General features: G+C 62.3%; 16 protein-coding genes. 12 read left to right on the forward strand and 4 right to left on the reverse strand.

What is annotated here, in order from left to right:
- Positions 1 to 41: 41 nt before the first annotated feature.
- The 3 genes from purN (at position 42) to BIO17B3_RS14615 (ending at position 3,299) form a co-directional block, all read left to right on the forward strand.
- Positions 42 to 665: a phosphoribosylglycinamide formyltransferase gene (gene purN / locus BIO17B3_RS14605; RefSeq protein ID WP_156054583.1), complete on the forward strand. Its 624-nt coding sequence runs from the start codon at positions 42 to 44 to the stop codon at positions 663 to 665.
- A gap of 9 nt (positions 666 to 674) precedes the next feature.
- The gene (locus tag BIO17B3_RS14610) at positions 675 to 1,982 is read left to right on the forward strand and encodes an RsmB/NOP family class I SAM-dependent RNA methyltransferase (protein WP_156054584.1); all 1,308 of its coding nucleotides are present in this window, start codon (positions 675 to 677) and stop codon (positions 1,980 to 1,982) included.
- A gap of 111 nt (positions 1,983 to 2,093) precedes the next feature.
- Complete coding sequence (locus tag BIO17B3_RS14615) at positions 2,094 to 3,299, forward strand: acyl-CoA desaturase (protein WP_156054585.1); 1,206 nt, start codon at positions 2,094 to 2,096, stop codon at positions 3,297 to 3,299.
- Positions 3,300 to 3,476: 177 nt separating this feature from the next.
- Here the strand turns inward: BIO17B3_RS14615 and rpmG are convergent, their stop codons facing one another.
- The 3 genes from rpmG to trxB all read right to left on the reverse strand — a co-directional run bounded on the left by rpmG (position 3,477) and on the right by trxB (position 4,955).
- Positions 3,477 to 3,647, reverse strand: a complete 171-nt coding sequence (gene rpmG / locus BIO17B3_RS14620; protein WP_013106705.1) for a 50S ribosomal protein L33 — start codon at positions 3,645 to 3,647, stop codon at positions 3,477 to 3,479.
- 41 nt (positions 3,648 to 3,688) lie between these two features.
- Positions 3,689 to 3,922, reverse strand: a complete 234-nt coding sequence (gene rpmB / locus BIO17B3_RS14625) for a 50S ribosomal protein L28 (protein ID WP_013106704.1) — start codon at positions 3,920 to 3,922, stop codon at positions 3,689 to 3,691.
- 76 nt (positions 3,923 to 3,998) lie between these two features.
- Positions 3,999 to 4,955 carry a thioredoxin-disulfide reductase gene (trxB, locus tag BIO17B3_RS14630; RefSeq protein WP_196794234.1) on the reverse strand — a complete coding sequence of 319 codons (957 nt, stop codon included), beginning with the start codon at positions 4,953 to 4,955 and terminating at the stop codon, positions 3,999 to 4,001.
- Positions 4,956 to 5,167: 212 nt separating this feature from the next.
- On the opposite strand from trxB, the gene BIO17B3_RS14635 reads away from it, so the two are divergent.
- From BIO17B3_RS14635 to BIO17B3_RS14670, 8 genes are all read left to right on the forward strand, one after another.
- Positions 5,168 to 5,839, forward strand: coding sequence for a Crp/Fnr family transcriptional regulator (locus tag BIO17B3_RS14635; RefSeq protein ID WP_013106702.1), 672 nt, complete (start codon positions 5,168 to 5,170; stop codon positions 5,837 to 5,839).
- A 207-nt stretch (positions 5,840 to 6,046) separates the two neighbouring features.
- Positions 6,047 to 8,392: a DNA translocase FtsK gene (locus BIO17B3_RS14640; protein ID WP_156054586.1), complete on the forward strand. Its 2,346-nt coding sequence runs from the start codon at positions 6,047 to 6,049 to the stop codon at positions 8,390 to 8,392.
- A 59-nt stretch (positions 8,393 to 8,451) separates the two neighbouring features.
- A complete protein-coding gene (gene lolA / locus BIO17B3_RS14645; RefSeq protein WP_232054307.1) occupies positions 8,452 to 9,105 on the forward strand; it encodes an outer membrane lipoprotein chaperone LolA in 654 nt (217 codons plus the stop codon).
- Complete coding sequence (locus BIO17B3_RS14650) at positions 9,102 to 10,514, forward strand: replication-associated recombination protein A (RefSeq protein WP_156054588.1); 1,413 nt, start codon at positions 9,102 to 9,104, stop codon at positions 10,512 to 10,514. Before lolA ends, BIO17B3_RS14650 begins: the two co-directional genes overlap by 4 nt.
- A 360-nt stretch (positions 10,515 to 10,874) precedes the next feature.
- A complete protein-coding gene (locus BIO17B3_RS14655; protein ID WP_013123937.1) occupies positions 10,875 to 11,807 on the forward strand; it encodes a branched-chain amino acid ABC transporter permease in 933 nt (310 codons plus the stop codon).
- Between the two features lie 11 nt (positions 11,808 to 11,818).
- Entirely contained in the window at positions 11,819 to 12,940 is a 1,122-nt protein-coding gene (locus tag BIO17B3_RS14660; RefSeq protein WP_156054589.1) for an ABC transporter ATP-binding protein, read from the forward strand.
- Entirely contained in the window at positions 12,937 to 13,707 is a 771-nt protein-coding gene (locus tag BIO17B3_RS14665; protein WP_156054590.1) for an ABC transporter ATP-binding protein, read from the forward strand. Before BIO17B3_RS14660 ends, BIO17B3_RS14665 begins: the two co-directional genes overlap by 4 nt.
- Before the next feature lie 2 nt (positions 13,708 to 13,709).
- A complete protein-coding gene (locus BIO17B3_RS14670; protein WP_156054591.1) occupies positions 13,710 to 14,423 on the forward strand; it encodes an ABC transporter ATP-binding protein in 714 nt (237 codons plus the stop codon).
- A 78-nt stretch (positions 14,424 to 14,501) separates the two neighbouring features.
- On the opposite strand, the gene BIO17B3_RS14675 is transcribed toward BIO17B3_RS14670, so the two are convergent.
- On the reverse strand, positions 14,502 to 15,533 hold the full coding sequence (locus BIO17B3_RS14675) for a CDP-6-deoxy-delta-3,4-glucoseen reductase (RefSeq protein ID WP_156054592.1): 1,032 nt from the start codon (positions 15,531 to 15,533) through the stop codon (positions 14,502 to 14,504).
- A gap of 24 nt (positions 15,534 to 15,557) precedes the next feature.
- Here BIO17B3_RS14675 and BIO17B3_RS14680 point away from each other — a divergent pair, with 24 nt between their 5' ends.
- Positions 15,558 to 16,484 (forward strand): NAD-dependent epimerase/dehydratase family protein, encoded by a 927-nt coding sequence (locus tag BIO17B3_RS14680; RefSeq protein ID WP_156054593.1) that lies wholly within the window; start codon positions 15,558 to 15,560, stop codon positions 16,482 to 16,484.
- Positions 16,485 to 16,496 lie beyond the last annotated feature (12 nt).

The following is a 16,496-nucleotide window of genomic DNA, read 5'->3' on the forward strand; positions in this document are numbered from 1 at the left end:
CGCATATCAAACACCTGACGCGGCGGCTACACTGCCCGCCGATGAAAAATCTGGTTCTCCTCATTTCCGGGCGCGGCAGCAATCTGCAGTCCATTCTTCAGGCCGAGCGTGAACAGGGCTGGGGCGTTTGCGTGCGTGGAGTACTCAGTAACCGGGCTGATGCCGCAGGGCTGGACGCTGCGCGTGCCTTCGGTGTGCCCACGCAGGTGATCGCGCATGCCGACTTTCCCAACCGTGAGGCGTTCGACGGTGCTTTGGGCGACGCGATTGCTGCGCTGGAGCCCGACGTCGTCGCGCTGTGCGGCTTCATGCGGGTGCTGGGTGCGGCCTTCGTGGATCGCTTTGCGGGCCGTCTGGTGAATATCCATCCGTCTTTGCTGCCAGCTTTCACCGGTTTGCGCACCCATGCCCGCGCCCTTGAGGAAGGGGTGAAGTGGCACGGTGCTACCGTGCATCTGGTGAGCAGTGCGCTCGATCACGGGCCGATTCTGGCGCAGGCCGCCGTGCCGGTGCTCGATGGTGATACGGTCGAGTTGCTGGCCGCGCGGGTCTTGCTTGAAGAGCACCGAATTTATCCCCCCGCCGTGCGGGCTTTGCTGGAAGGACGGGTGCAGATCGACGGCTTGCGCACCCGCATCCGTCCGTCCTCCGATTCTTCCCTTTGAAAGAGCGCCATGAAACCGCGTGACCTGCTTTACACCGCGCGCGACGTGCTGCGCGATATGTTGCGTTTCGACGCCGCGGCCGATGCCGTGCTGTCGCGGCTGTTCCGTACCAAGCCGCAACTGGGCAAGACCGACCGACAGATCCTGGCCGACACGGTCTATCAGGTGCTGCGGCATCTGCGCTTGTTTCAGACGCTGGCCGCGACCGACGAAAGCATCGGCGGGGCTATGGAACTGCGTCTGGCCATTCTGGGCTGGTCGGGAAACGCGCAGTCGCTGCATGCCGCGCTTTCTCCCGAGCAACTCGAGTGGCGCAAACGCTTGCTGGCACAAGACGCGATGGCCCTGCCGGAAGCGGTGCGTTGGAGTCTGCCGGAATGGCTGGCGGCCGCTTTGCAGGCGAACTATGGCGCGGAATATCCTGCGCTGGCGCAGGCGATGTTGCGCCCGGCCCCGCTGGATTTGCGGGTGAATGTGCAGAAAGCGCGGCGCGAAGCCGTGCTCGACGTGTTCGCCCGCCTCAATCTGCCCGCGCAGCCAACGCCCTATTCGCCGTGGGGCGTACGCCTGGAAGGCAAACCCGCTTTGCAGGATCTCACCGTCTTTCGCGAAGGCTGGGTGGAGGTGCAGGACGAAGGCAGTCAGCTGCTCGCCGTACTGCTGGCCCCGCGCCGCGGCGAAATGGTGGTCGACTTCTGCGCCGGAGCCGGCGGCAAAACCCTGGCGCTGGGCGCCATGATGCGCAGCACGGGTCGGCTTTATGCGTTCGACGTGGCCGACTACCGCCTGGCCAAGCTCAAACCCCGGCTGTTGCGCAGTGGGCTATCCAATGTGTACCCGGTCGCCATCGCACATGAACGCGATGAACGGGTCAAACGTCTGGCTGGCAAGGTCGACCGGGTGCTGGTGGACGCGCCGTGCTCCGGCCTGGGTACCTTGCGCCGTAACCCTGATATGAAATGGCGACAGAAGCCTGAAGATATTGCCGAGTTGACGACAAAACAAGCCAATATTCTGCAATCGGCGGCAACGCTGCTGAAACCGGGCGGGCGCTTGGTTTACGCCACCTGTAGCGTCTTGCCGGAAGAAAACAGCGGCATCGTCAATGCCTTTCTGGCCGCGCACCCCGATTTCGAACGTGTTCCCGCCGATGCGGTGCTACGTCAGCAAGGAGTGGACGGCGAGGGCCTGGTGACCCAAGGGGACTTGCAGTTGTTGCCCAATCGCCACGCCACTGACGGCTTTTACGCCGCCGTGCTGCAGCGGCGCCCGACCTCATCTGGTCGTGGCGAAGCCGATGCCACGTTAGCGGACTGACAAGGGCTTCTCGTTTGCACTGAGTGCTGTCGTCAGTGCAAGACCGATAATGATTGCAACTTTCGCCAACGGCGAAGTTCCAACTGTGTTGTATCGATCTGAAAGTTTCTGATGTTTGATGTGTTTTTGAATTGTGCTGGGCACGGCCTTTTGCGTGCATCATGGTTGCAAATCGTCTTATTTGCGCTCATCACCACGCATATCACCATTGCGTCCGTCACTATTTTTCTGCACCGCGCTCAGGCTCACCGAGCGCTGGAGTTGCACCCGATCGCCTCGCACTTTTTCCGCTTCTGGCTGTGGTTCACCACGGGCATGGTCACCAAGGAATGGGTGGCGATTCATCGCAAGCATCACGCCAAGTGCGAGACGGTCGACGACCCGCACAGTCCGGTGACGCGCGGCATCGATACGGTGCTGTTGCGCGGCGCCGAGTTGTACCGAACCGAATCGAGAAACGCCGAAACCCTGAGCAAGTTCGGTCACGGCACTCCTGACGACTGGTTGGAGCGCAATATTTATTCCCGATTTATCTGGCAGGGCGTCGGGCTGTTGCTCATTCTCGATGTGCTGATGTTCGGCGCGATCGGCGCGACGGTGTGGGCCGTGCAGATGTTGTGGATTCCGATCTGGGCAGCCGGGGTGATCAACGGGCTGGGTCATTGGTGGGGCTATCGCAATTTTTCGGCGCGAGACAGCAGCCACAACATTTCGCCCTGGGGGTTGCTGATCGGCGGCGAAGAATTGCACAACAACCACCACACCTATCCCACGTCGGCCAAACTCTCGGTCAAATGGTGGGAGTTCGATATCGGCTGGGCGTATATCCGCGCTTTGTCCTGGGTGGGTTTGGCCAAACCACGCAAACTGCCGCCGCAGTTCCGGCTGGGCGAGGTGCGCGCCGAGGTCGATCAACTCACTTTACAAGCTGTCATCGCCAACCGTTATGAATTGATGGCGCGCTATGCCGCGGGGTTGAAGTCCACCCTCAAGGCCGAGCTGGCCCGGGCTGCAGAACAGGGCGCGGTGAGCCATCTGCCGACTTTGCGCGCAGCCAAACGCTGGATCGGCATCGAGCGCGAGATTCTGTGCGAGCGTTCGCGAGCCTTGGTGGACGCCGCGGCGAGCGCCAGCCCTAACCTGAGCAAGCTGCTGCACATGCGCGAAGAACTCAAATCGGTGTGGGAGCAGACCAATCTGAACGCCGACCAGCTTCGCTTGAAGCTCCAGGACTGGTGCCGCCGTGCCGAAGACAGTGGCTTGGCCCCGCTTCGGGAGTTGTCGCTGAGGCTGCGACGTTATACGCCGACGGCCTGAATTCTGATGTTTACGACGCCTGGGCATTCATGCCGGATGCCCAGGCTAAACATTGATGGAGCGCCGAAGGAGGCGCCCATGAAAAAGAGGCGCCCACAAAAAATCCGCTAGTCAGGCCGCAGTGAATTTGAACACTGTGGCCGATCCAGCGGATCGTTCTTTGGTAGACAGATCAGATTACTTGATCTTGCCTTCCTTGTAATTCACATGCTTGCGCGCGACCGGATCGAATTTCATGATTTCGATCTTTTCAGGCGTGGTGCGCTTGTTTTTGGTGGTGGTGTAGAAATGGCCGGTGCCCGCAGAGGATTCCAGCTTGATTTTTTCGCGTCCGCCTTTGGTTGCCATGATGGGTTCCGTGCAGTTCTAGGAAGGAATGGAGAGGGCGATCAGATCTCGCCGCGCGAGCGCAGCTCGGCCAGCACGACGTCGATGCCTTTTTTGTCAATGGTGCGCAGCCCAGAGCTCGTTACGCGCAAACGCACGAAACGGTTCTCGCTTTCAACCCAGAAACGACGATATTGCAGATTGGGCAGGAAGCGACGCTTGGTCTTGTTGTTCGCATGGGACACATTGTTCCCGACCATCGGCCCTTTACCTGTCACTTGACACACTCGTGCCATGGCACACCTCGAAATTGTGTAGAACAAAGGCTAAAGATTATAGCCGGAAAGATTTGCTTGTCCACCGCTATCGGTGTCAAGACTCCGCATTCTCCAGATAGCGCTGTGCGTCCAGAGCGGCCATACAGCCGGTACCTGCGCTGGTGATCGCCTGGCGATAAACGTGGTCTTGCACGTCACCCGCGGCGAATACGCCGGGCACGCTGGTGGCGGTCGCCATCCCTTCGTTGCCGCTGCGGGTGATGATGTAGCCGTCCTTCATGTCCAACTGGCCTTTGAAAATTTCGGTGTTGGGCTGATGGCCGATGGCGATGAAACAGCCATTCAGTGCGATGTCTTCGTCGGCGCCGGTCTGGCTGTTGTGGATGCGCACGCCAGTCACGCCACTGGCGTCGCCCAGCACTTCTTTCAATTCGCTCCAGAGCTTGAGTTCGACTTTGCCCTCGGCCGCGCGGGCCATGAGTTTGTCGACCAGAATGGGCTCGGCACGGAATTTGTCGCGGCGGTGAATGACGGTCACCTTGCTGGCGATATTGGCCAGATACAGCGCTTCTTCGACGGCCGTGTTGCCGCCGCCCACCACGCACACCGGCTGGTTGCGATAGAAAAAGCCGTCGCAAGTCGCGCAGCCCGAGACGCCCTTGCCCATGAAGGCCTCTTCGGTGGGCAGTCCCAGATATTTGGCCGAGGCGCCAGTGGCGATGATCAGGGTGTCGCAGGTATAAACGCCGCTGTCGCCTTCGAGGCGGATGGGTTTTTCGCGCAGATGCGCGGTGTGGATGTGATCGAACACGATCTCGGTGTTGAAACGCTCGGCATGCGCCTGAAAGCGCGCCATCAAGTCGGGCCCTTGCACGCCATCGACGTCGGCGGGCCAGTTGTCGACTTCGGTCGTGGTCATGAGTTGACCGCCTTGAGCCAGACCGGTGATGAGCAGAGGGTTCAGATTGGCGCGGGCCGCATAGACGGCGGCGCTGTAACCGGCCGGGCCGGAGCCCAGAATGAGCACTTTGGCGTGTTTGGATGTCATGATGTGTGAGAAACTTCGGGCTGAGAGGATGGGGGAGAGGGTTGCGCTGCAACCGCTGCTGACGGACTGTCCTCGAAAATAGATCAAGGGCAAGCCGCCGCACAATAGATAAGATTTTAGGGGTGCGGCATATCGGGCGTGCGGCATGCGGCTATTTTCTGGCTTCTCCGCCTGCCTTCGAAATTGCCCCGCCTCCCCATAAACTGGAGAAACTGATGTCGCAAATCACCGATATTGACCTCGTTCGGCGCGTGCCGCTGTTTGCCGTGCTCACCGAATCGCAGGCCTGGTCGATTTCGCAATCCATCGTCAAGCGGCGCTACAAGCGCGGCGAAAACATCGTCGAGCAGGGCAGCAAGTCGAATGCCCTGTTCATTCTGCTTTCCGGCCGGGCGCGGGTGATCAGCATGGACGCCAAAGGCCGCGAAGTCATCATCGCCGTGCTGCATGCGGGCGATTACATCGGGGAAATGAGCCTGATCGATGGCGAACCGCACAGCGCCACGGTGCAGGCCGAGGTGCAGACCGATGTGATGATGCTCGGCCGTGTGGCGTTTCTGCAATGCCTGCCTGAAAACACCAGCATGTCTTTTGCGATCATGCGCGGGCTGGCGCTGCGTCTGCGTCGCGCCGACCGAAAAATTGAATCTCTGGCGCTGATGGATGTCTATGGACGTGTGGCGCGCGCGTTGATGGAACTCACGGACGAGATGCAGAACGAGCACGTCATCCGCAACAAGCTTTCACGCCAGGATCTGGCCAAGATGGTCGGCGCTTCGCGCGAAATGGTCAGCCGGGTGATGAAGGACTTTGAACAGCAGGGTTTTGTGGTCGAGCGCGAAGACGGCACCCTGTTGATCCGAGAGCATCTCTCGACCCTGATTTGATGCGAGCGGGGTGTGCACGGCCCCTCGTCCTCGCTCCTGATCCGTCGTCCTTTATCCGTCGCCCCTATCCGCCTGCGATTCTGAGCCTGGGCGATCTGCCGCGTTGGCTTGTTTGCCCATGACCGCCGCGAAGGCGGCAAAATCCGCCCTGAAGCCCAGTTTGATGGCGGGCGCGATGCATCACCCTGGATTTTGAACACCCCTCCCATGCCGAAAATCGATACCCGACGTCGCCCTTCCCAGGCGGCGCTCCGTTCTGAGCCGCGCAGCCGCCTGCAGCGTTTTGCGAGCGAGGTACGCCTGACGGCCGCCTTCATCGGTTGGATTTTGCTTTGCCTGAGCCTGCTGAGCTTTCACAAGTCCGATCCGTCCTGGTCGAGTTCGGGCACCGATGGTCATGTGGCCAACTGGGTCGGCGTGGTTGGGGCCTGGTTTTCCGATGTGGCCTATTTTCTGCTGGGCTTCTCGGCCCTGTGGCTGATTCCGCTGGGCCTGTACGGCCTGCTGCGCATGTGGCGCAACACCCAGGCGCAAACACCCGCCGCCGAGGAGCAAACGCCTGTGAGCCGGTGGCGCAAGCTGCAGCCGCTGGCCGCCGCGGCGGGCCTGCTGCTGTTGCCGCTTTCCAGCGCGGCGCTGGAGTCGACGCGGCTGTGGAGTCTGGCTTCCGCCCTGCCGGGCGAGGCCGGCGGCTTGCTTGGGCATGGCCTGGGTATCGCCGTTGATACCTTGCTGGGCGACACCGGCGGCACCTTGGTGCTGCTGGCGGTCTTTCTGTTTTCGCTGAGCTGGGTTGGTCATTTTTCATGGGCCGACGCGGCCGAGCGCCTTGGCGGCTGGATCGAGCGGCTGTGGACCTGGCAGCGCGAACGCCGCGGACGCGAAGACGATGTGCTGGCCGGGCAGCAAGCCAAGCAGGAGCGCGAAAAGGAAGTCGAGTTGCAGCGGCCTTTGGTGGAAGAGCGCGAGGTGCTCGCTCCCGTGCTGATCGAGCCTTCGGTGGCTTATGTGCCGCAGTCTCCACGCGTGCTCAAGGAAAAGCAGAAACCGCTGTTCAATGAACTGCCCGACTCTTCCCTGCCGGCCTTGGGCCTGCTGGATGCTGCGCCCTCCGTGCAGGCGGAAACCGTCAGCCACGAAACGCTGGAGTTCACTTCGCGCCTGATCGAGAAAAAGCTCAAGGATTTCGGCGTGGAGGTGCGCGTAGTGGCGGCCTATCCCGGCCCGGTCATCACGCGCTACGAAGTGGAGCCGGCCACTGGCGTGAAGGGTGCGCAGATCGTCAATCTGTCGCGCGATCTGGCGCGGGCCTTGTCGCTGGTGAGCATCCGGGTGGTCGAAACCATTCCGGGCAAGAACACCATGGCGCTGGAGCTGCCCAATGCCAAGCGGCACACCATCAAGCTGTCGGAGATTCTGGGTTCCAACAACTATCACGAAGCCGCCTCGATGCTGACCCTGGGCCTGGGCAAAGACATCGTGGGCAACCCGGTGGTGGCCGATCTGGCCAAGATGCCGCACCTGCTGGTGGCCGGCACCACCGGCTCGGGCAAGTCGGTGGGTGTCAACGCCATGATTCTGAGCCTGCTGTACAAGGCCGAACCCAGCGATGTGCGGCTGATTCTGATCGACCCGAAAATGCTCGAGCTCAGCGTGTACGACGGCATTCCGCATCTGCTCGCGCCCGTGGTGATCGACATGAAACAGGCGGCGCAGGCGCTGAACTGGTGCGTGGGCGAAATGGAGCGCCGCTACAAGCTGATGAGCAAGCTCGGCGTGCGCAATCTCGCGGGCTACAACACCAAGGTGCAGGAGGCCCGTGCGCGCGGCGAGCCGCTGACCAACCCGTTCAGCCTCACGCCAGAGTCGCCCGAACCGCTGGAGAAGTTGCCGCACATCGTGGTCGTCATCGACGAACTGGCCGATCTGATGATGGTGGTGGGCAAAAAGATCGAGGAACTCATCGCCCGCCTGGCGCAAAAGGCGCGGGCGTCGGGCATTCACCTCATCCTGGCTACCCAGCGCCCCAGCGTGGATGTGATCACCGGGTTGATCAAGGCCAATATTCCCACCCGCATGGCCTTTCAGGTGTCGAGCAAGATCGATTCGCGCACCATCCTCGACCAGATGGGCGCAGAAAGTTTGCTGGGCATGGGCGACATGCTGTACCTGCCGCCCGGCTCGGGCATGCCGCAGCGGGTGCATGGCGCGTTTGTGAGTGATGCCGAAGTGCACCGCGTGGTCGAAGACATCAAGAGCCGAGGCGGGCCGAACTATCTCGAAGGCATCCTCACCGGTGAGGAAGATGTGGATGGGGCGGGCGCTGTGGGTGGCGCGGGCGGCTCAGACGGTGAGAGCGACCCGCTCTACGATCAGGCGGTGCAGATCGTCCTGCAGCACCGCAAGGCGTCGATTTCTCTGGTGCAGCGTCATCTGCGCATCGGATACAACCGTTCAGCCAGACTACTGGAGCAGATGGAACAATCCGGCCTGGTGTCGGCCCTGACCGCCAACGGCAACCGCGACATCCTGGTGCCGGTGCGGTCGGAGTGAACTTGCGCCCGCATCACGCACCCTGATTTGAATTTTTGAAAGACCGAATGATGATGTTTATGAACACGCGCTGGCGCACCACGCTGATGCGGCTTTTTCTCGCGGGCGGTCTGCTCGGCGCCAGTCTGCCTGCGGCCTTCGCGGCGAATTCGGTGCAACTGCTCGAACAGTGGCTGCAGCAAACCCGGGGCGGCAGCGCCCAGTTCACTCAGACTGTGAGCAACCCCAAGGGCCCGGCGCAGGCGCCGGCTACCGGCCAGTTTGCCTTCGAGCGGCCCGACCGTTTCCGCTGGGACTACACCAAGCCCTATGCCCAGGTCATCGTCAGCGACGGCAAGCAGCTCTGGACCTATGACCACGACCTCGATCAGGTGACCATCACCCCGGTCACGCAGGCGTTCAAGGGCACGCCTGCCGCGATCTTCGCCGGAACCGACCTGACCCGGCTGTTCACCCTGCAGGCCCAGGCCGATGCCGGCGGTCTGCAGTGGGTGCAGGCCACGCCCAAGGCCAAGGACAGCAACTTCGACTGGATACGCATCGGTCTGCGCAGCACGGCGCAAGGCCCGGAAGTGGCTGAGCTTCAGTTGCGCGATGCTTTCGGGCAAATTTCCACCATGCGCTTCACCGCCATCAAACACAACCCGACCTTCGGCCCGGACAGCTTCCGTTTCACTCCGCCCAAAGGGGCTTCGGTCATCAGCCAGCCATGACCAGCGGCCCGGGCCTGTTCGACGACGCGGACTTGCCCGCGCCCGCCCGCCCGCTGTCTGCGTTTAAACCTGCGCCTGGGGCCAACGCTCCGCTGGCCGAGCGTTTGCGCCCGCATCATCTCAGTGAAGTGGTGGGCCAACGCCACCTGCTCGGGCCCGGCAAGCCGCTGCGCGTGGCGTTTGAAACCCGGCGGCTGCACTCCATGCTGTTTTGGGGGCCGCCCGGTGTGGGCAAAACCACCCTGGCGCGGCTGATGGCCGATGCTTTCGATGCCGACTTTCTGCCGTTGTCGGCAGTGCTTGCCGGGGTGAAAGACATCCGCGATGCCGTCGCCCAGGCCCAGTCCGCGCAGCAACGGGGGCGGGCGACCATTGTGTTCGTCGATGAAGTGCATCGCTTCAACAAAAGCCAGCAGGATGCGTTTTTGCCGCATGTCGAATCCGGCTTGTTCACCTTTATCGGCGCGACCACGGAAAACCCGTCATTCGAGGTCAACAGCGCCTTGCTGTCGCGCGCCGTGGTGTACGTGCTCGAACCGCTGGACGCCGACGATCTTGGCTTGCTGATGCAGCGCGTGCTGGCGGGCAGCGGCGTCGAGGCCATCGAGCCCGCGGCGCAAGAACGGCTCATTCGCCATGCCGATGGCGATGCCCGCCGCCTGCTGGGCGCGCTCGAACTGGCGCTGCAGGCCGCTGTGCGAGCCGCTCAAACCACGCTCACAGCCGACCTGCTCGAACAAACCCTGGGCGCGACCCTGCTGCGTTTCGACAAAGGCGGCGAGCAGACCTACGACCTGATCTCGGCGTTGCACAAATCGGTGCGGGGCTCGGATGTGGACGCCTCGCTCTACTGGTTTGCGCGCATGCTCGAAGGCGGCGCCGATCCCCGCTATCTCGCGCGGCGGCTGATCCGCATGGCAGTGGAAGACATCGGCCTGGCCGACCCCAAGGCGCTGACCCTTGCACTTGAAGCCGCGCAAACCTACGAGCGCCTGGGCAGCCCCGAAGGCGAGCTGGCGCTGGCCGAGGCGGTGGTTTATCTGGCCGTCACGCCCAAGTCGAACGCGGTTTACAAGGCCTTCAACGCCGCGCGCGCGTTTGCCCGGGAGCAGGGCACCCAGCCCGTGCCCTTGCACCTGCGCAATGCGCCCACCAAACTGATGAAAAACCTGGGCTATGGCAGGGATTACCGCTACGCCCACGATGAGGCCGACGCTTTTGCCGCCGGAGAAACCTATTTTCCAGACGGCATGACGCCGCCCCGCTTCTATCAGCCCACATCGCGCGGGGTGGAGGAGCGCATCGCCCGCCGCCTGCAAGACTTGGCTGAGCGCAATACCCGGGGCAGTGTGGTGTCATCCTTCGGGCCGGAAAGTGACAGTGCCGCAGCTGAACCATCCAGCGACTGAGCGGCCTCAAACTGCGGGTTGACCCGGTGCCGGGTGACCCAAGGCAGGCGGTTATCATCGCGCCAGCCAAAAAAAACAGGGGTCAGGACAGCCCGGCCCCCAGACAAAACCATGAAGCCTGTTCACCCTCGCCCGGCAGCATCGTTGCCGGGTGCCGCCGCGTACCAGACGCGGCATGCATCGTGCGCGCTCGCAGGCGCTCCACTTTCACACACGATGTCCTGGAGGCATGCACTCAACCGGTGCGGGGGTCCCGGCACGCGCTTTGCTTTCATCCCCGGTTTACTCGTTTCACCCCGGCCGCTCCAAAAGAGTCGGGCCGTCACTCACTAGCCATCCGCTCGTCAGGAGATTCAAGGTATGGATATTTTTCTTCAGCAGATCGTCAACGGTCTGGTTCTGGGCAGCATGTATGCCCTGATCGCTCTCGGCTACACCATGGTGTACGGCATCGTCAACCTCATCAATTTTGCGCATGGGGACGTGATGATGGTGGGGGCGCTCACGGCCTACACCGTGTTCAAGGTGCTCGATCATGTGGCCCCGCATCTTCCAGGTTGGTTGGTCGTGGTCATCGCCCTGATCATCGCCATGCTGGCCACGGGAGTGCTCAACTACTTCATCGAGCGCATCGCCTACCGGCCCTTGCGCAATGCGCCCAAGCTGGCGCCGCTGATCACGGCCATCGGCATGTCCATCCTGCTCGAAACGCTGGCGATGATCATCTGGGGGCGCGACTACAAGGTGTTCCCGTCCGGGTTGCTGCCGAGCAATGTCATCAATGTCGGCGGTATTGTCATCACGCCGGTACAGATCATGATTCTGATAGTTACGGCCGTGCTGCTGGCGGGGCTGACCTGGCTGATCAACCACACCAAGCTGGGGCGGGCGATGCGGGCCACGGCGGAGAATCCGCGCGTGGCGTCGCTGATGGGGGTGAATCCCAACTTCGTCATCTCCTCGGCGTTCGTGATCGGCGCCATGCTCGCGGCGATTGCTGGGGTGATGTGGTTTGCCAACTTCGCCACGGCGAACTTCTATATGGGCTTCACGCCGGGTTTGAAGGCCTTTACCGCGGCGGTGCTGGGCGGCATTGGCAATCTTTCGGGGGCCATGCTGGGCGGCATTCTGCTGGGGCTGATCGAGGTGCTGGGCGCTGGCTATATCGGCACGCTCACCGGTGGGGTGTTCGGCAGTAATTACCAGGACATCTTCGCCTTCATCGTGCTGATTCTGGTGCTGACCCTGCGCCCGCAAGGCCTGCTGGGTGAGCGCGTGGCCGATCGCGCCTGAGGAGACTGAACATGAACCAACAAAAGAACTGGGTCTGGATTGTGGCGGGCGCCGCTGCGCTCATCGCGCTGCCCATGGTGCTGCAGATCGCAGGAGATGCCTGGGTGCGGATCGCGGCCTTTGCCATGCTCTACATCATGCTGGCGCTGGGGTTGAATATCGTGGTCGGCCTGGCCGGGCTGCTCGATCTGGGCTATATCGCCTTCTATGCGGTGGGGGCGTATCTGTATGCGCTGTTGTCGTCGAACCAGCTCACGAGCAATTTCGATGCGCTGGGGGCGATGTTTCCCAATGGCTTCGATGTGTCGATCTGGCTGGTCGTTCCCATGGCGGCGGCGCTGGCGGCCAGTGCGGGCATCATGCTGGGCACGCCCGTGCTCAAGCTGCGCGGCGACTATCTGGCCATCGTGACGCTGGGCTTTGGCGAGATCATCCGCATTTTCATGAACAACCTGAACGCACCGGTGAACATCACCAACGGCCCACAAGGCATTTCGGGCATTCACGGCATTCATCTGTTCGGCTGGGATCTGAACCAGAACATCGACATCGGCAGTTTCACCATACCCTCGGTGGCGCAGTATTACTACCTGTTCCTGGTACTGGTGGTGTTCGTGGTGATACTGAGCTACCGCCTGCAGGACTCGCGCATCGGCCGCGCCTGGATGGCGATGCGCGAAGATGAAATCGCCGCTAAGGCCATGGGCATCAATACCCGCAATATGAAGTTGCTGGCGTTTTCGATGGGGGCGACTTTCGGTGGCGTGGCCGGGGTGATGTTCTCGGCCTTCCAGGGCTTCGTCTCGCCCGAGTCGTTCTCGCTGCTGGAGTCGATCATCGTGCTGGCCATGGTGGTGATCGGCGGCATGGGGCATATTCCCGGCGTCATTCTTGGCGCGGTGTTGTTGTCGGTGCTGCCCGAAGCGCTGCGCTATATGGGCTTCATCTCCGACTGGCAGCAGCACGCATTTGGTCATGTGTACATCGACAGCGGCATCCTGCGTCAGCTCATCTATGCCCTGGCCATGATCATCATCATGATCCTGCGGCCCAAAGGGCTGTGGCCTGCACCGGAGCACGGCAAGAGCTTCACCAAACTGCCCACTCCGCTGCAGGAAGGAGGCAAGGCATGAGCGCCACTGTTCTGCGCGTGAGTGGCGCATCCAAACGCTTTGGCGGCTTGCAGGCTCTGAACGATGTTGGCATCCAGATCGACCGGGGCCAGATCTATGGCCTGATCGGTCCCAACGGGGCGGGTAAAACCACGTTTTTCAACGTTATCACCGGGCTGTATCCGCCCGATTCGGGCGACTTCATTTTGGCCGGCAAGGCTTACAAGCCGGCCGCGGTGCATCAGGTGGCGCGTGAGGGTATTGCCCGCACGTTCCAGAACATCCGCCTGTTTCCGGACATGACGGCGCTTGAAAACGTGATGGTGGGTCGGCATGTGCGCACCAACAGCGCGCTGATTGGCGCGGTGTTCCGCACCCGGCATTTCAAGACCGAGGAAAAAGCCATCCGCGAACGTGCGCGTGAACTGCTGGCCTATGTGGGCATCGAGCGGTATGCCGATTTCCGCGCGCGCACCCTGTCGTATGGCGACCAGCGCCGCCTGGAAATCGCCCGCGCTCTGGCTACCGATCCGCAACTGCTGGCGCTCGACGAGCCCGCGGCCGGCATGAACGCCACGGAAAAACTGCAGCTGCGCGAGTTGCTCACCGCGATCCAGAAAGACGGCCGCACCATTCTCATCATCGAACACGATGTGAAACTGGTCATGGGCCTGTGCGACCGGGTGACCGTGCTCGATTACGGCAAGATCATTGCCGAAGGGGTGCCCGCCGACGTGCAGAAAAATCCGAAAGTCATCGAAGCCTATCTGGGCGCAGGGGAGCACTGAGCATGTCCGAAACCGTCCTCAAAATCACGGGCCTGCGAGTCTCTTATGGCGGCATTCAGGCGGTCAAAGGCGTCGATCTGGAGGTGCGCAAGGGCGAGCTGGTCAGCCTGATCGGCGCCAATGGCGCGGGCAAGACCACCACGACCAAGGCCATCACCGGGCTACAGCCCATCACTGACGGCGAAGTGCACTACGCCGGGCGCACCATCAATGGCCAGGGTGCCTACGATCTGGTGCGACAGGGTTTGTGCATGGTGCCGGAAGGGCGTGGGGTGTTCACCCGCATGACCATCGCAGAAAATCTGCAGATGGGCGCCTATACCCGCAAGGACAAAGAGATCGACAGCGATATCGACAAGGTCTATGGCATTTTCCCGCGCCTGAAGGAACGCCGCGACCAGCTCGCCGGCACCATGTCGGGCGGTGAGCAGCAGATGCTGGCCATGGGCCGGGCGCTGATGAGTCGTCCGCAAGTGCTGCTGCTCGACGAGCCGTCGATGGGACTGTCGCCCATCATGGTCGACAAAATTTTCGAAGTGGTCGAAGACATTTCCAAGCAGGGCGTGACCATTCTGCTGGTCGAGCAGAACGCCAAGCGCGCGCTGGGTCTGGCCGATCGCGGCTACGTCATGGACTCGGGGCAGGTCACCATGACCGGTCCGGCCGAGGAGTTGCTGCACGACCCGAGAGTACGCGCGGCGTATCTCGGGGAATAAGCGCTTCGCTGAGAAAAATGGCCTGCTGCTTTATGGCCTAGCCCTCGCAGGCCATTTTTTTGATCGCGAGACCCGGTCTCAGGCCTTCGCCCCAGCCTTGTCGGCTTCGGTGGTGAAGGCGTCGGCGAAGAAGGCGTCTTCGGGGAGCTTGCACTGCTGGGTGAAATCGCGCTGCGCGGCTTCAACCATGACGGGGGCGCCGCAGGCGTAAACCGCATGGCCGGAAAGGTCGGGCACATCGGCCATCACGGCCTGATGGACGAAACCCGTGCGCCCGCTCCAGTCGGCGTCAGCCTCGGAGAGCACGGGAATGAAGTGCAGATGCGGCATGGCGGCGCATTGCTGTACTGCCCAGTCGTGCAGGTAGAGGTCTTGCTGCTTGCGCCCGCCCCAATACAGCGTGATTTCGCGCGGGTCGGCGTTGGCGCGCATCTGCTCGAGTATGGCCTTGATCGGCGCGAAACCTGTGCCGGAAGCCAAGAAGATCAAGGGCTTGTTTTCGGGGTCGTCGCGCAGGAAAAAACTGCCGAACGGGCCTTCGATCCGCTGGATCTCTTTCTCTTTCATCGCGGTGAACACATGATCGGTGAACTTGCCGCCCGGCATGTGGCGCAGATGCAGTTCGACCTGCGGGGATTCGCTGGGCGCGCTGGCCATGGAGTAGCTGCGCCGTGCGCCATCACGCAGCAGAAACTGGATGTACTGCCCGGCGCGATAGCGCAGCGGATCGGCCGCAGGCAGTTGCAGCATGACCCGCACCACATCGGGGGCGAGGTGCTCGATGTTGCTGACCCGGGCCGGCATTTTTTTCACCGGAAATTCGCCCGCGCCAACCACTTCATGGCTTTCGATCACCACATCGGTGAGCGCCTTGGCGCGGCAGGCGAGAATGAAGCCCTGCGCCCGTTCGGCCTCGCTCAGCGCTTTGAGCTGGTGAACGCCCAGCTCGATCTCGCCTTGGAGCAGCTTGCATTTGCAAGAGCCGCAGGCGCCGTCCTGGCAGCCGTAGGGCAGGCCGACCGATTGGCGGATGGCGGCTGCGAGCAGGGTTTCATCGGCCTCGGCGGCGTATTGGTGGCCGCTGGGCTGAACGGTGACTTGATGACTCATGTGAACAATGATTAGGTGTGAACTGTGAACGATCAATCTGGACGCGGCCGACCCCGGCTGCTCATCGTGGGCTGTGGTGACATCGGCATGCGGGTGGCGGCCTTGGCGCGCGGGCGCTACCGGCTGCTGGCGCTGACTTCCTCGCCCCAGCGGCTGGAGAGCTTGCGCTCCGCTGGCATCGTGCCCATCGTCGGCAATCTCGATCAGCCGCAAACCCTGTGGCGGCTGGCCCAGCTTGCGCCCCAACGGGTGCTGATGCTGGCCCCGCCGGGCGATACGTCCGGCCCGCGCGATCTGCGCAGTCGCCACCTGATTTCCAGACTGAAACAGTCGGGCATCTTATCTGGCTCCGGGAAAAATACCTTGCGCGTGGTCTATGCCAGCACCTCGGGGGTGTACGGCGATTGCCAGGGCGAACTCGCGCCCGAGACGCGCCCGTGCCTACCGGAAACCGAACGCGCGCAACGCCGCTGCGATGCCGAGCGTCTCTGGCGCCGTGCCGGTGTGCAGCATCGCTGGCGCGTGGGCTTGCTGCGCATCCCGGGCATTTACGACGGCGGGTCGCGTTCGCCCAAGGGCCGAATGGAGCGCGGCCTACCGGTGCTGACGTCCGCTGATGACGTTTACACCAACCACATTCACGCCGACGATCTGGCGCGGCTGTGTTTGCTGGCGCTCGAGCGCGCCGCGCCGGGGCGGGTCTATAACGTCTGCGACGACAGCACGCTGCGTATGGGCGATTACTTTGATCTCGCCGCCGATCTCTATGGTCTGCCTCGGCCTGTGCGTGTAGCGCGTGACCAGGCACTGGCATCGGGCCTGAGCCCGATGATGCTCAGTTTCATGCGCGAGTCGAGAAGACTGGACAACACGCGCATGAAAGCCGAACTCGGCGCTCGCCTGCGCTACCCCGAGGTGTTGCTGGGGTTGCGTTCAGGCGAGGTTCGATAAGCCGACCAATTT

This window comes from Thiomonas sp. OC7 (assembly GCF_900634595.1).
Taxonomy (GTDB): domain Bacteria; phylum Pseudomonadota; class Gammaproteobacteria; order Burkholderiales; family Burkholderiaceae_C; genus Thiomonas; species Thiomonas arsenitoxydans.

Bases quoted from the DNA above. Each gene is read 5' to 3' on its own strand.
- BIO17B3_RS14660 (WP_156054589.1), top strand. From the start codon at position 11,819: ATGAACCAACAAAAGAACTGGGTCTGGATTGTGGCGGGCGCCGCTGCG.
- BIO17B3_RS14665 (WP_156054590.1), top strand. From the start codon at position 12,937: ATGAGCGCCACTGTTCTGCGCGTGAGTGGCGCATCCAAACGCTTTGGC.
- BIO17B3_RS14670 (WP_156054591.1), top strand. From the start codon at position 13,710: ATGTCCGAAACCGTCCTCAAAATCACGGGCCTGCGAGTCTCTTATGGC.
- BIO17B3_RS14650 (WP_156054588.1), top strand. From the start codon at position 9,102: ATGACCAGCGGCCCGGGCCTGTTCGACGACGCGGACTTGCCCGCGCCC.
- BIO17B3_RS14635 (WP_013106702.1), top strand. From the start codon at position 5,168: ATGTCGCAAATCACCGATATTGACCTCGTTCGGCGCGTGCCGCTGTTT.
- rpmB (WP_013106704.1), bottom strand. From the start codon at position 3,922: ATGGCACGAGTGTGTCAAGTGACAGGTAAAGGGCCGATGGTCGGGAAC.
- BIO17B3_RS14655 (WP_013123937.1), top strand. From the start codon at position 10,875: ATGGATATTTTTCTTCAGCAGATCGTCAACGGTCTGGTTCTGGGCAGC.
- BIO17B3_RS14615 (WP_156054585.1), top strand. From the start codon at position 2,094: ATGTTTGATGTGTTTTTGAATTGTGCTGGGCACGGCCTTTTGCGTGCA.
- BIO17B3_RS14640 (WP_156054586.1), top strand. From the start codon at position 6,047: ATGCCGAAAATCGATACCCGACGTCGCCCTTCCCAGGCGGCGCTCCGT.
- BIO17B3_RS14610 (WP_156054584.1), top strand. From the start codon at position 675: ATGAAACCGCGTGACCTGCTTTACACCGCGCGCGACGTGCTGCGCGAT.
- rpmG (WP_013106705.1), bottom strand. From the start codon at position 3,647: ATGGCAACCAAAGGCGGACGCGAAAAAATCAAGCTGGAATCCTCTGCG.
- lolA (WP_232054307.1), top strand. From the start codon at position 8,452: ATGAACACGCGCTGGCGCACCACGCTGATGCGGCTTTTTCTCGCGGGC.
- purN (WP_156054583.1), top strand. From the start codon at position 42: ATGAAAAATCTGGTTCTCCTCATTTCCGGGCGCGGCAGCAATCTGCAG.
- BIO17B3_RS14675 (WP_156054592.1), bottom strand. From the start codon at position 15,533: ATGAGTCATCAAGTCACCGTTCAGCCCAGCGGCCACCAATACGCCGCC.